Origin of the sequence: Bacillus sp. MYb78, from assembly GCF_002975115.1 — a bacterium.
GTDB lineage: Bacteria > Bacillota > Bacilli > Bacillales > Bacillaceae_G > Bacillus_A > Bacillus_A cereus.
Map to the genome: position 1 here is coordinate 52457 of NZ_PCOB01000004.1, position 14371 is coordinate 66827.

The following is a 14371-nucleotide window of genomic DNA, read 5'->3' on the forward strand; positions in this document are numbered from 1 at the left end:
GCTTGACTCTTTATTCATATCGTTTATTAAGAAAAAGATATCCTAATTTAAAATGAAAGAATTAATTAATTTGTAAATTCGCATGTTGCGAAGTGCTAAATTTTTGAAATTGGTAAATAGTGACTTGCCAAAAATAAGTACGAGAGTATAATGTGAAATGGAATACATATTGGGTTTAAGTAGTAACCTTACAAAATTGTAAGGTTACTGAAAGGAAATTCAATATGAAGATAAATAGACTTACATTATACTTGGTAAAGAGAAAGAGAGGCGAATGGGTATGAGCTCTGAATTAGAACAAAATACGAGAAGTAATAAAAAGCGTTCTAAAAGAAAGTCAATAAAATGGTTCATATTAATTCCATTTTTCCTACTTATTTTTGGAGGAGTAGGATATGGTTCGTTTATATATAATAAAGCAAAAGCTGTTGTAAATGATGCGTATGCAAAAATTGATAAGTCATCAAAGCGTGATAAGGAAGTTGAACCTTTAAAGGATAATATTTCAATATTAATCATGGGTGTAGATGGAAGTGAAATGAGAAAAAGCCAATATGGCGAAGCAGTTCGAACAGATGCACTTTTATTAGCAACAATTAATAAAGATGATAAGTCTGTTAAGCTAGTAAGTATTCCACGTGATTCACGTGTTTATATTCCAACTAGAAAAAAATTAGATAAAATTACTCATGCTCACGTATTTGGTGGCGTAGAAAGCACACGCGATACGGTGGAAAGATTTTTGAATGTACCTGTTGATTATTATGTGAAGTTTAACTTTGAATCATTCGTACAAATTGTCGATTCAATTGGTGGTATTGATATTGATGTACCAGTTACTTTCACTGAACAAGATAGTAAAGACCAAGCTGGTATGATCCATTTAGAAAAAGGTTACCAACATTTAAATGGAGAACAAGCTCTTGCACTTGCAAGAACGCGTAAAATTGATAGTGACGCAATGCGTGGACAGAGACAGCAACTTGTAATAGAAGCAATTGCCAAAAAAGCGATGTCTGTTCAATCAATTAGCAAAATGGGCTCTTTACTAGATGCGGTTGATAAAAATATGAAAACGAACTTAACATTTGACGATATGCTTGCCATTACAAAAAATATGGCAGGATCTAATTTGGAAATGGAAAAATTGCAAATAGAAGGTACAGATAAACGTATCGGTGGTATTTATTATTACATTCCAAATGAAAAAAATGTAAAAGATATTTCAAAAAAATTAAATGATCATTTAGGTGTAACGCCAAAATCAGTCCGAAACGAATAATAAAAAAAGATTGGCTTTTGCCAATCTTTTTTTTTGGAATGTATTTGTAACTTTTCTGTAACGATTTTTTAGTTTAGAAAAATTATACTCATATGTATGAGTATAATGGATAGGTAAAAAAGTAAAAGGACATATTCAAAATTTGTGGTAAGGAAAGATATCATATGCAGAAATGGTTAAGCATGATGGGAATTATCTTTATATTGACTGGATGTAAAATGTCTGAAGCTCCAACAAGTCTAATGGAAGCTCCTACAAATGAAAAATGGATTAATGAATTAAAGGAACAAATTGATAAAGATTTACCTGTTAATTATCGCTTACTTACTCCAATGTCTAATAGAGATAAACAGACGACATGGTCAATGAATTTCGAACGAGATAATAAAAAAGAAGCTGTCATCGTATATAAAATACCTAATGAAGATTATCATATATATTTAGCCGTATATGAGAAGAAAAATAATGGATGGAATATGAAGTCAACCTATACATTTGATGGGGAAGAAGTAGATATTGTTGAGGTAGGAGATTTCACAGGGAGTGGAAAAAGGGAACTATTGATAGGAATAACTACCAATCGTGATTTATTAGAAAACACAATGTATGTTTTTTCCAATGAGAGTGACGATATAAAGGAATTTTATAGACAGAAGTATACAAAGTTATTTATAGATGATTTAAACAAAAATGGTTTTAAAGACATAAGCCTTGTTTCGTATATGAAAGATGAACAGTTGAAGGTTCAGTTCATTGAAAAGTTTAAGGTATTGTCAGAGGTTACATTTGATCCGTATATAAATAGTATTCAAAGAATACAAATGGGCCGTATTTCTAAATCATTAAAGGCAGTTGTAATTGATGCGGGAACAGGGGCTCATTCAGGTATAACTTATGTAGCAAAATTTGATCAGGATCATTATGAAGTATTACCTATAGGTGGGAAAGAAGATTTATTTAATGAATATGTTGTAGAAAGTAAAGATGTTAATGAAGACGGCATTATTGAATTTGTTCGTACTGTACGTCCAAAAGGTTGGGAGGATAAATCACATGGTGATAGTCCGCTTTTTGAACGTTACATACAGTGGAGTGAATCTGGAATTAAACCAATTGAAGAACGATATATAGATATAGAAAAAGGGTATTATGTGAAAATTCCTAAAGAGTTAATAGGGAAAATTACAATACCAGATCAGCAAAAAGAATCAAATTCTCAAAAGTTTTTGGATACAAGAACAAATAAAATATGGCTTGAAGTTCATATTTTTAAGCGGAAAGAATGGTTCAATATAAAAGGCTACAGCGCAGCAATTAAAACGGCTTCTCACGTATATGCAGTACCGAAGCAATCAGAATTTGAAAAAGTGAAAGCATATATAAAACCGCTAGCGGATTATCAACAAGAGTAGGAGGTGGGAATTATGTCAAAAATTTTAGTTTTAGAAGATGAATTAACGATCCGTAGCTTTATTGTTTTAAATTTAAAACGTGCTGGATTTTATGTAATAGAAGCTACTACTGGAGAAGAAGCGTTACAGATTTTGAGTGAACAAACTGTTGATATAGCACTGCTGGATGTAATGTTACCGGGGATTGATGGTTTAGAAGTTTGTAAGGCTATCAGGAAAGAAAATAAAAAAATGGGTATTATTATGTTAACCGCACGTGTACAAGATGAAGATAAGGTGCAAGGACTAGGAATAGGTGCAGATGATTATATTGCAAAACCGTTTAGTCCAGTAGTATTAACTGCACGTATACAGTCTTTATTAAGAAGAATAGAAGTACATGAAGAAAAAACGAATATTGTTACGTCAGGTCCATTTTCGTTAAATATTATAGAAGAAAGATTGTATAAAGATGGACAATTAGTCGATTTAACACCTACAGAGTATATGATATTACAGTATTTAATGAATCAGGCTTCAAAGCCAGTTTCGCGTGATGAAATTTTAAATATGATTTGGGGAACCAATTACGTAGGTGAGACGAAAGTAGTAGATGTAAATATGAGACGGTTACGTCAAAAGATAGAATGTAATCCATCAGAACCTGAATTTATTCTTACGGTGTGGGGAAAAGGATATGTGTGGAAGGAAAGTATGAGATGAAACGGAAAGTGACTTTATATTTTATGACGGTCATTACACTTATGCTTGTATTATTTGAAGTTGTATTTTCAGTTTCAATTTATCGATACTATTATAATGGTATTGTGCAATATATAGAGTCTCATGCGAAAACGAGTACACGTTTTTTTTCAGAATACAATTCACTATACTTTATTCGATTACAAGAATATAGTGGTGACATAATTAGTAGCTTTCAATTAGAAGGAACAGAATTACAGTTAATTGATCGTCACGGCTCGGTTATACAATCTTCAAGTGGTGAAAAGGTAGAAGGTAAAGTGAATATTCCACAATCATTATTAGAAGGTGAAATGTATAATCAAGTTACTACGAAAGGTAATAAAAAACAACTAGAGGTGCTAAGCCCACTTATACATCAAGGACAAACTATTGGTGTTTTAAAATATACGACTGTTTTAACAAATGTAAATAAAAAGATTATTGAAATTATTACGTTTACTATTTCTGTAGGTATTGTTATCTCGGGAGTCGCCTTCTTAATTAGTAGACGTTTGGCAAATTCATTTGTTGAGCCAATTGAATCCATTATTCAAGCCTCTTCACAAATTGCAGAAGGCACATTAAAGCAAAAAATTAAAGAAGATTATCCTGGAGAATTAGGTGAATTGGCACATAGTTTAAATTATATGGCCTATAAAATAGATAAGGCTGAGCAGATGAAAAATGAATTCATTGCTTCTATTTCGCACGAAATACGAACGCCTTTAACAGGAATTAAAGGTTGGAGTGAGACGTTAAAAACAGTAGATCATTTAACAGAAGAAGAAATAAAGCAAGGTATGGGCATTATTTCAGGTGAGACAGATAGATTGATTCATTTAGTAGAAGAATTGCTAGATTTTTCAAGATTACAATCAAATCATTTTAATTTATATAAACAAAAGGTGCAGTTGTACGATATACTAGAGGAGACGATTTGGCAATTAACTCCTAAATCGGAAGAGAAGGAAATTCAATTTATTACTACTATAGACCGAATTGAATTGATGGGAGATCGAAATAGGTTAAAGCAAGTTTTCTTGAATATTGTTCAAAATGCAATTAAGTATTCACATAAAAAAAGTACAATTCACATTGAAGCGACTAAAATAGAAGGACAAGCAGTGATTAAGGTAAGAGACGAAGGGATTGGAATTGCTAAAGAACATTTACCATATATTGAGCAATCATTTTACCAAATTAATAATCATGCTGCAGGTGCAGGTATTGGTTTAGCTATCGTTAAAAAAATGGTAGAGCTTCATGGCGGTGTGCTTAGTGTTACAAGCAAAGAAGGAATAGGAACAACAATTTTGATAAAACTCCCATTATAATACAAATAAAATCTATTTATATGGTGAAATAAAAATAAATAGATGTATAATTATATTGGGCGATTTATATATAAGATTAATAGGGAGAGGAATTCGATAGAATGGAAAAAGCTTTAAAAATTAAACAAATAGTAGTCGTTTTAATAGCGATTGCCGCAGTAGCTATTGGGTATTACATGTTTCAATCAATTACTTCACCAGCAAAAGCTGTTGCGAAACAAGAAAATGTAGTGCAGCTTGCAAGTGAACAGCCGAAAGTTGAAATGAATAAAACGGCACCAAGTCGTTTTAATGGAAAAGAAAGAAAAGTTGCTTATCTTACATTTGACGATGGGCCAGGGAAATATACGGCTGAATTATTAAATACGCTAAAACAACATGATGCGAAGGCGACGTTCTTTTTAATTGGAGCGAATGTAAAAGAATTTCCTGATTTAGTGAAACGTGAAAATGCTGAGGGTCATTATGTAGGCATGCATAGTATGACACATAATTTCGCAAAGTTATATAAAAATGGCGAGTATGTAAATGAGATGAAAGAAGATCAAGGTTTAATCGCTAATATTATTGGGAAATCACCTAAATTAACACGTCCTCCATATGGTTCGATGCCTGGATTGAATGAAGGTCTTCGAAATAAAGTGGTAGAAGGCGGATTTAAAGTATGGGATTGGACAATTGATTCATTAGATTGGAGATACAATAAAATGCCAGTTGATGCAGCTGCAGCACAAATTGCTCAAAACGTATTAACAAACGCAACAAAACCACAAGAAGTAATTTTAATGCATGATATTCACCCGCAATCAGTTGCTGCTGTGCCAGCAATTTTAAAGGGGCTAAAAGAAAAAGGTTATGAGTTTGAAGCTTATCATGAAGAGAGTCACTTCCCAGTGAACTTCTGGCATGATAACCGTATGTAATGGAGGAATGAACGTTGAAGTATGGAAAAGTAGCAGTAGTTGGAGCATTATCAGTAGGACTTTTAACAGGTTGTTTCGGTGAAAAGCCAGAAGAAAATCTATATACAGCTTTTGAAACAGCAGCAACACAAGAAAAATCTTTAGTGGATGAAGCAAAAAAATTAGAGCAGTTAGAGAAACAAGGGCAAGAATTATATGCTCAAATTTTGCAAGAAGGTAAAGATCATAATGAAGCAGTTGTGAAGAAAATAGAGCAAGCTACTGCAAATGTAGATGATCGTGAAAAAGTATTGAAAAGTGAGAAAGAAATGCTAGAAAAAGCACAGAAGGAAACGAAATCTGTTCAAAGTAATATAGAGAAGATTGAAGATAAGAAGTTACAAAAACAAGCAAAAGCAGTAGAAGAGTCGTATAAGAATCGTTATGATGCATTCCAAAAGATGAATGAAAATTACACGAAAGTGTTAGCGACTGAAAAAGAACTGTATGAAAAATTAAAAGTAAAAGAAACGAAATTAAAAGAAATCGGTGAAAAAATTAAAACTGTTAATGAATTAAATGTGGAAGCACAAAAGTCGAAAGAGCAGTTTAACAAATTTACAAAAGAGTATAATGACAGTAAATTAGCATTCTACAAAGGTGCAGAAATTAAGATTAAAGATCAGAAATAAAGAAGAATCTAAAGTGTAATAAAAAGCCGGAGAAACATAGTTATAAATGTTTTTTCGGTTTTTTACGTTAAATGAATAGAAAAGACTGGAATTGATATCATAAAAGAGTTATAGTGAGTTATTCTAAGGGAAACATTGTAAAGTAAGGAGAATGGGAATATGTCATATGAATTTTTACTCAAATTAGGTTTAGCACTCTTTTTAGGATTATTCATCGGGATAGATAGGCAGCTAAAGAATAAACCACTTGGTGTGAAAACAAGTATGGTTATTTCTGTAGCAAGTTGTTTAATTACGATGGTTTCAATTGAATCTGTGCATGTATATTCTGTTCCAGGACATACAAATATGGATCCGATGCGACTGGCCGCTCAAATTGTTAGTGGAATTGGTTTTCTTGGCGCAGGTGTCATTTTACGAAGAAGTAATGACGTTATTTCTGGATTAACAACAGCTTCTATGGTGTGGGCTGCTTCAGCTTTAGGAATCGCAATTGGTGCGGGATTTTATTTACAAGCGACAGTTGCTATGGTTTTAATTATTTTAGCGATTAATGTACTTCCGCAACTTGTGAAAATTGCAGGACCGTATTCATTAAGACAAAAGGATTTATCTATAAAAATTACTGTTAAAGAGCATCATGAGTTAGATGGTATATTTAAGCAAATTAAAAATTTAGGCATGCATGTGAAACGCGTGAAAATTAAAGATATAGATAGTGGAGCATTTCAGCAACTAGAGATGGTTATTTTAGCTCCAGAAGATTTATATACAACAGAGTTATATAGTTCCCTGAAAGAGATTGATCGAGTAGTTTCAGTTGAAGTGGAAAGTAGATAATTGTGATAAAAAAGAGTGAAGTGAATTCACTCTTTTTTATTTGGATTTTTAAGGAATGAAATTGATATAATGATGAGTAACAAGGGGGAGAAATGATGGGAATACATATTAGAAGAGCAATAAAGGATGATATACCAGGTATAGCAAAGGTGCATGTTGATAGTTGGAAAACAACGTATAAAGGGATATTTGCTGACGAAATTCTAGATAATATAGCATATGAGAAACGAGAAAAACAATGGGAAGATATTTTTCAACAAGAAGGTAATCATCAATTTAGATTTGTAGCAGAGAATTTAAATGGAGACATAGTTGGATTCATCGATGGGGGAGTAGAAAGAACTGGTACATATAATTGTGATGGAGAATTATATGCAATCTACCTTTTACAAGAGTATCAAGGAATGAAAATAGGACAAAAGTTATTTCAAGCTTTATTATCGGATTGTATAAACAATGATATGCAATCACTTTTAGTTTGGGTTGTTACGAATAATCCTTCTAAAAAGTTTTATGAAAAATTTAACCCTGAAAAAATTGATACGAAATTTTTAGAGAGAGTAAGGGTAGAAGAAACAGCGTATTGTTGGAGAGATTTGAATTTGTTATACAAACAGTTATATAGATTTACTTAAATAATATTATTATGTAAACTTTATGTTTGAAAGAGGTATACCAATTAAGGTATACCTCTTTTGTTTAACCATTTTGGATAGATTACTAATGAAAAATAGTAAGTATGTAGTTTGAAACTGAGTATTTTTTTCGTGTATTTTTAACTAGATTAAAGAAAAGAGAGAAAACAAGAAAAATTAAATCAGATAAAAAAATTCTGAAATATACTCTTGAATTGAATATCATTATCAATTAGAATCATAATTGATAACGACATTCAATTATCGTTTATTATATGAAATTTCGATAGCTTTAATATAAAGAGGAGGACCAGTATGCAGCATGCGAAACAAATCGCAGAACATGCAACATTACAAAGCTTTTTAAACTGTTATTTAAGAGAAACGGGGAGTGGAGAATGGATTACAGAGGATGAAAGAATGAAGAGTATCTTCAGTAATACGTTGAATAGAGATACAGTCCCCACATATTTATGTTGTCGGCTATCGGCACAGAACGTTACTTTGTATGGAGAAGTTATATATAAATCATCAACAGATCGTCATTTGTTTGGAGAACAATTGTATTATCAAATTGGAGATAGTAATTCTGTTATTAAAGCAGATTACGTTACAGTTATTACATTTTTAATAAAAGAGATGTCTATCAACTACGGAGAAGGAACGAATCCTGCGGAACTTATGCTTCGAGTTATCTGTAGTTGTCAAAATATTGAGGAATTTACAAAAGAGAGAATAGAAGATACATCCGCATTATACGGTTTCCATACAACTTTTATAGAAGCGGAGCAGTCTTTATTATTTGGGCATTTAACTCATCCTACACCAAAGAGTAGACAGGGGATATTAGATTGGAAAAGTGAAATGTATTCTCCAGAATTAAAAGGAGAATGTCAGCTTCATTATTTTCGGGCCCATAAAAGTATAGTAAATGAAAAATCATTATTATCAGATTCTACAACAACGATTATAAAAGAAGAATTAAGTAATGATGAGATGGTTAGTAAGGAATTTATAGCGAAGTACTGTAAGGAAGATCAATATGCATTAATTCCAATTCATCCGCTTCAGGCAGAATGGCTCTTGCATCAAGCTTACGTACAAGATTGGATAGTTCAAGAATTGCTTGAGTATATTGGACCTGTAGGTAAGTATTATATGGCAACATCATCACTAAGGACACTGTATCATCCCGATTCGAAGTATATGCTTAAGTTTTCATTTCCGGTGAAAGTAACAAATTCAATGCGTATTAATAAACTGAAAGAACTTGAGAGTGGTCTTGAAGGGAAGGAAATGTTAAATACGGCTATTGGTGAAGTACGAGAAAGATTTCCAGGCTTTGATTTTATTTGTGATCCAGCCTATATTACATTAAATTATGGAACACAAGAATCTGGATTTGAAGTGATTATTCGCGAGAACCCTTTTTATAGTGAACATGCAAACGACGCAACATTAATTGCTGGGCTAGTTCAAGACGCTATACCTGGGGAGCGTACGCGGTTATCGAATATTATTCATCGCCTAGCAGATTTAGAAAGTAAAAGCTGTGAAGAAGTAAGCTTAGAGTGGTTTAGACGATATATGAATATTTCTTTAAAGCCAATGGTATGGATGTATTTACAGTATGGTGTTGCATTAGAAGCTCATCAGCAAAATAGCGTTGTTCAGCTAAAAGATGGTTATCCGGTCAAATATTATTTCCGTGATAATCAAGGATTTTATTTCTGTAATTCAATGAAAGAGATGCTTAATAATGAATTAGTTGGTATTGGAGAACGTACTGGAAATTTATATGACGACTATATTGTGGATGAGAGATTTCGTTACTACTTAATTTTCAATCATATGTTTGGCCTCATTAATGGTTTTGGCACAGCAGGATTAATTAAGGAGGAAATTCTTCTCTCGGAATTAAGGTCTGTACTTGAATCATTCCTTCCGTATAACCGGGAACCTTCAACATTTTTAAGAGAATTATTGGACGAAGATAAGTTAGCGTGTAAAGCAAATTTACTAACGAGATTTTTCGATGTCGATGAGTTAAGTAATCCATTAGAGCAAGCAATTTATGTGCAAGTACATAATCCGCTCGTTAGAGAAGTGGCTGTTCGTTCATAAATAGCGTTAAAATTTCACGTAATACAAATAATGGTATTTTGTCATAAGGTGGAGGGTTTTATGAGAGTGGACATGTATCATACGAAAGTATTGAAGGCGCTCGAATCAGAAGATTACATTTCAGTACGAAGAAGAGTGCTACGTCAATTAGTAGAATCGTTAATTTATGAGGGGATTATTACACCGGTTCGCATAGAAAAAGAAGAACAAATTCTTTTTATAATACAAGGACTTGATGAAGAAGAAAAAAGTGTCACGTACAAATGCTATGGCAGGGAACGGATGACATTTGGACGTATTTCTTTAGACTCATTAATAGTAAGAGTCCAAGATGAACAGCAAGAAATACAATCTGTCTCGCAATTTCTAGAAGAAGTTTTTCGGGTTGCTAGTGTAGAACAAGCTAAATTAGATTCTTTTATGCACGAATTAGAACAAACAATATTTAAAGACACGATTGCACAATATGAAAGAAATAATAAGAAAGAATATACTCAAAAATCTTACGATGAGTTTGAAAGCCATTTAATAGACGGCCATCCATATCACCCTAGTTATAAAGCACGTGTTGGATTTCAATATCGTGACAATTTTCAATATGGATATGAATTTATGCAGCCAATAAAACTCATTTGGATTGCAGCGCATAAGAATTATGCGACTGTAGGTTATGAGAATGAAGTGATGTATAACGACCTTTTAAAAGAGGAGATTGGCGATCATAAATTAGAAGAGTTTATGGAACGAATTCGTAATAGGGGATGTTATCCAAAACAGTACGTGTTTATACCTGTTCACCCATGGCAGTGGGTGAATTTCATCATTTCAAATTATGGGGATCATATACAGGGTAATTTTATTATTTATTTAGGAACATCAGAGGACGATTATTGCGCGCAACAGTCAATGAGAACGTTAAGAAATATTACGAGTCCAAAGAAACCGTACGTTAAATTATCGATGAATTTACTCAACACTTCAACACTCCGTACACTGAAACCATACTCTGTTGTGAGTGCACCAGCAATATCAAATTGGTTAAATGATGTTGTAAGTAATGACGCCTATTTAATGGATGAAGCACGTTTAATCTTGTTAAGCGAGTTTTCAAGTGTAACGTATGACACGAATAAGAAAGCTATATATGGTTCATTAGGATGTATTTGGCGCGAAAGCATTCATAAGTATTTAGATGCACAAGAGGATGCAATTCCTTTTAATGGTTTATACGCTAAAGAGAAAGATGGTACACCAATTATTGATGCGTGGTTGAACAAATATGGAATGAAGGATTGGCTACAATTACTTATTCAAAAAGCGATAATACCAGTTATACATCTTGTTGTAGAGCATGGTATCGCACTGGAATCACATGGACAAAATATGATTCTAGTCCATAAAGAAGGGGTGCCTGTTCGTATTGCGTTAAAGGATTTTCATGAAGGGCTTGAGTTTTATCGTCCATATTTGAAAGAAGTTGACAAATGTCCCGACTTTACTAAAATGCATAAAACATATGCGAATGGAAAAATGAATGATTTCTTTGAAATGGATCGCATCGAATGTTTGCAAGAGATGGTGTTAGATGCACTTTTCCTGTTTAATTTAGGAGAATTAGCATTCGTACTTGCGGATGAATATGGATTGAAAGAAGAACATTTTTGGATGATGGTTGTTGAAGAAATTGAAGATCATTTAAGAATATATCCACATTTGAAAGGTAGATTTGAAAATATTCAATTATATGCACCTACATTCTATGCTGAACAATTAACGAAACGTCGATTATATATGGATGTGGAATCGCTTGTTCATGAAGTTCCAAATCCATTGTATAGAGTAAGACAACTTATGAAACAAAAATCAGTTGTTACAGGGGGAAATTATGCTAATCGTTAATAAACAAGAGTATAGCAAAAGTGATTTTAATTTGAGATTACAAGTTTATGAGGAAATGGAACAATTTCAAGAAGCAGAAGGAAATAGATTTGCACTTTGTCTGAAAGATCCATTCGATATTATTACGCTTGTGTTTTTCTTAAAAGAAAAGAAATCATCAGTATTACTTATACATGAAGATACGCCAAAAGAAACGGCTATTGAAATGGCAAAGCGTGCAAATTGTGTAGGAGTTTTATATGGAGAATATGGCGATTTTACAAAATTAGAAGTAGGGAACTTTTTACTAGAAGAGCCTTCTTTATTGCAATATAGTTCGGGAACTACGGGAGAACCGAAACTGATTCGTAGAGCATGGAAGGAAGTTGATACAGAAATTACTGCCTATAATGAAGCTTTAAACTGTGAAGTAGATGAAGTGCCAATCGTTATGGCTCCTGTTTCACATTCATACGGACTGATATGTGGTACGTTATCAGCAATTACGAGGGGGAGCAAGCCTGTAATCATTACGAACAAAAATCCTAAATTCGCATTAAATGTAGTTCGCAATACAGAAAAACATATTATATATGCAGTACCACTTATGTTACACATTATGGGGAGTTTTCCATTAGGAACGTTTCAGTTTCATAAAATTATGACATCAGGATCGCCTTTGCCAGAAGCACTATTTTATAAACTAAAAGAAATGACAACATATATGATGCAGCAATACGGTTGTTCTGAAGCAGGTTGTATTAGTATATGTCATGATATGAAGAGCCATTTAGATTTAGGAAACCCTCTACCTCATGCGAGTATAAGCATAGGTTCAGATGAAAATGCACCGGAAGAAATCGTCGTGAAAATGAATGATAAGGAAATTTTCACGAAAGATTTAGGGTATAAATCTGAGCGTGGCATTCATTTTATGGGGCGTATGGACGATGTAATTAATGTTTCAGGATTAAAAGTCTTTCCTATAGAGGTAGAAGAAACGATGCTTCGATTGGAAGGTGTGCAAGAGGCAATTGTATATCGAGGGAAACATCCTGTCATGGGCGAAATAGTTAAAGCGAAAGTGATATCTCATGTTGATCCAGTACAAATAAGAGAATGGTGTATTCAGCACTTACCTTCTTATAAAGTTCCGCATGAAATTGAAAGTGTAAATGAAATTCCTAAAAATAAAACTGGAAAAGTAAGTAGAAAGTTACTAGAGATGGGAGAGGTTACAACATGAGACGGGAAGCGTTAAAGAATGCCGTGTTAAAAATTATGATAGAAAAAATGGAACTGAAAAATGTAACGCATTTAGAAGAAACGATGCGCTTAAATCAAGATTTATATATAGATTCGGTAATGATGTTACAGCTTATTGTATACATAGAAATGGATGTAAAGCTATGCGTTCCAGAGGATGAGGTAGATCCAAAGGCATTTCTTACTGTAGGATCTTTGCTTGATTTTATGGAGGAGTTACAGCCGTTACAGGAAGTAAATGTGAATAACTAACCTTTAGGAAAGTGGATGAGAGTATGACTTCAATTAAAGTGCACTGTTTAGTGAGTTGTTTTTGTGAAATTATAAAAAGGCGTAGCGACATTGATTTTCGTCCATTTTATTTTGGACTATGGGATGGAGATTTTGATATAACAGAAGGCGGAATTATTTCATATCACTCTGAAAACATTAACCATGATCATTATTTACTTTGGTTTGAAAAATTGTACGGTATTAAAGTAAACGAATGGTATGATCATGCAAAAGATAAAGATAGCAATGTAGAAACGTTTTTAGAATTAGTAGAAAACAAGCCGGAAAATCGTTATGTCATTGTAATGGTTGATATGTCTCTATTACCAGAGAGGGAAAATAAATTTCATCAAAAACCGTTTCCACATTATTTAATGATATCAAAAACAGAGAAAGAAGAAGAGTGGTTCATGCTAGATCCTGATTTTCGTTGGGAAGGAAATATGGAAAGAGAAAAAGTACTTCACTCTATTCAAGATAACCCATTTGGTGGAGGGTATTTCATTGATATAGAAGGAATTGGGGAGCCAACGCAAGAAACAGTAGCTAGTTATTTCACAGAAACATTCAAAAAGAACGACAATGAACTGACTATGGAACTGAAAAATTTAATTGTAAAAATGGCAAATGAGGAAGAAGGATATGCGCTTTCTGGACTTGTAGCAGCAGTAAAACAAATACCAGTACTTGCAATTCGTAAATATAGTTATGAGCATGCCTTTGCATACTTCCGTGAAACGTTGCAATATTCGGAGCAAGAATTTGATTATTGGTGTGATCGGGTAGAGGATATTGTACAAGGATTTACAAATGTACAGTATCGTGCAATTAAAATGGCGATGACGAATAATAAAGGTATGCTAGTATCGATTATTGAAAAACTGGATGAAATGAATGCAATTGAACTGCAAATTAAGAAGGAATTAGAGAGACAGTTTCTATCATGGAAAGGTATGAAAACAAATCAATCTGTCGCAACTCTTTAATAAGCTAACTGAATTTAAGATAGG

Annotated in this window: 13 protein-coding genes; all 13 read left to right on the forward strand. The window is 33.0% G+C overall.

Going from position 1 to position 14371, the window contains the following annotated elements:
- The first annotated feature begins 280 nt into the window (after window positions 1-280).
- The 13 genes from CQ064_RS11000 (at window position 281) to CQ064_RS11060 (ending at window position 14347) form a co-directional block, all read left to right on the forward strand.
- Window positions 281-1282 carry an LCP family protein gene (locus CQ064_RS11000; protein ID WP_002163948.1) on the forward strand — a complete coding sequence of 334 codons (1002 nt, stop codon included), beginning with the start codon at window positions 281-283 and terminating at the stop codon, window positions 1280-1282.
- A 164-nt stretch (window positions 1283-1446) separates the two neighbouring features.
- Window positions 1447-2694, forward strand: coding sequence for a hypothetical protein (locus CQ064_RS11005; RefSeq protein ID WP_001174877.1), 1248 nt, complete (start codon window positions 1447-1449; stop codon window positions 2692-2694).
- A gap of 12 nt (window positions 2695-2706) precedes the next feature.
- Entirely contained in the window at window positions 2707-3396 is a 690-nt protein-coding gene (locus CQ064_RS11010) for a response regulator transcription factor (RefSeq protein ID WP_000036071.1), read from the forward strand.
- Entirely contained in the window at window positions 3393-4751 is a 1359-nt protein-coding gene (locus CQ064_RS11015; protein WP_000824532.1) for a sensor histidine kinase, read from the forward strand. The genes CQ064_RS11010 and CQ064_RS11015 overlap by 4 nt, the downstream gene beginning before the upstream one ends.
- Window positions 4752-4852: 101 nt before the next feature.
- Window positions 4853-5674 carry a peptidoglycan-N-acetylglucosamine deacetylase gene (locus CQ064_RS11020; protein WP_000409484.1) on the forward strand — a complete coding sequence of 274 codons (822 nt, stop codon included), beginning with the start codon at window positions 4853-4855 and terminating at the stop codon, window positions 5672-5674.
- A gap of 14 nt (window positions 5675-5688) precedes the next feature.
- Window positions 5689-6345 (forward strand): YkyA family protein, encoded by a 657-nt coding sequence (locus CQ064_RS11025; protein WP_000873564.1) that lies wholly within the window; start codon window positions 5689-5691, stop codon window positions 6343-6345.
- A gap of 159 nt (window positions 6346-6504) precedes the next feature.
- Entirely contained in the window at window positions 6505-7185 is a 681-nt protein-coding gene (locus tag CQ064_RS11030) for an MgtC/SapB family protein (RefSeq protein ID WP_000119510.1), read from the forward strand.
- Between the two features lie 92 nt (window positions 7186-7277).
- Window positions 7278-7820, forward strand: coding sequence for a GNAT family N-acetyltransferase (locus CQ064_RS11035; protein WP_003270281.1), 543 nt, complete (start codon window positions 7278-7280; stop codon window positions 7818-7820).
- Between the two features lie 315 nt (window positions 7821-8135).
- Entirely contained in the window at window positions 8136-9944 is a 1809-nt protein-coding gene (locus tag CQ064_RS11040) for an IucA/IucC family protein (RefSeq protein WP_001163357.1), read from the forward strand.
- 60 nt (window positions 9945-10004) lie between these two features.
- A complete protein-coding gene (locus CQ064_RS11045; RefSeq protein WP_001261823.1) occupies window positions 10005-11843 on the forward strand; it encodes an IucA/IucC family protein in 1839 nt (612 codons plus the stop codon).
- Entirely contained in the window at window positions 11830-13068 is a 1239-nt protein-coding gene (locus CQ064_RS11050; protein ID WP_000909584.1) for an AMP-binding protein, read from the forward strand. Before CQ064_RS11045 ends, CQ064_RS11050 begins: the two co-directional genes overlap by 14 nt.
- Window positions 13065-13340 (forward strand): petrobactin biosynthesis protein AsbD, encoded by a 276-nt coding sequence (gene asbD, locus CQ064_RS11055; RefSeq protein ID WP_001250562.1) that lies wholly within the window; start codon window positions 13065-13067, stop codon window positions 13338-13340. Before CQ064_RS11050 ends, asbD begins: the two co-directional genes overlap by 4 nt.
- 23 nt (window positions 13341-13363) lie before the next feature.
- Window positions 13364-14347, forward strand: a complete 984-nt coding sequence (locus CQ064_RS11060) for a DUF6005 family protein (protein ID WP_000200705.1) — start codon at window positions 13364-13366, stop codon at window positions 14345-14347.
- Window positions 14348-14371 lie beyond the last annotated feature (24 nt).

Bases quoted from the DNA above. Each gene is read 5' to 3' on its own strand.
- CQ064_RS11000 (WP_002163948.1), top strand. From the start codon at position 281: ATGAGCTCTGAATTAGAACAAAATACGAGAAGTAATAAAAAGCGTTCT.
- CQ064_RS11005 (WP_001174877.1), top strand. From the start codon at position 1,447: ATGCAGAAATGGTTAAGCATGATGGGAATTATCTTTATATTGACTGGA.
- CQ064_RS11010 (WP_000036071.1), top strand. From the start codon at position 2,707: ATGTCAAAAATTTTAGTTTTAGAAGATGAATTAACGATCCGTAGCTTT.
- CQ064_RS11015 (WP_000824532.1), top strand. From the start codon at position 3,393: ATGAAACGGAAAGTGACTTTATATTTTATGACGGTCATTACACTTATG.
- CQ064_RS11020 (WP_000409484.1), top strand. From the start codon at position 4,853: ATGGAAAAAGCTTTAAAAATTAAACAAATAGTAGTCGTTTTAATAGCG.
- CQ064_RS11030 (WP_000119510.1), top strand. From the start codon at position 6,505: ATGTCATATGAATTTTTACTCAAATTAGGTTTAGCACTCTTTTTAGGA.
- CQ064_RS11035 (WP_003270281.1), top strand. From the start codon at position 7,278: ATGATGGGAATACATATTAGAAGAGCAATAAAGGATGATATACCAGGT.
- CQ064_RS11040 (WP_001163357.1), top strand. From the start codon at position 8,136: ATGCAGCATGCGAAACAAATCGCAGAACATGCAACATTACAAAGCTTT.
- CQ064_RS11045 (WP_001261823.1), top strand. From the start codon at position 10,005: ATGAGAGTGGACATGTATCATACGAAAGTATTGAAGGCGCTCGAATCA.
- CQ064_RS11050 (WP_000909584.1), top strand. From the start codon at position 11,830: ATGCTAATCGTTAATAAACAAGAGTATAGCAAAAGTGATTTTAATTTG.
- asbD (WP_001250562.1), top strand. From the start codon at position 13,065: ATGAGACGGGAAGCGTTAAAGAATGCCGTGTTAAAAATTATGATAGAA.
- CQ064_RS11060 (WP_000200705.1), top strand. From the start codon at position 13,364: ATGACTTCAATTAAAGTGCACTGTTTAGTGAGTTGTTTTTGTGAAATT.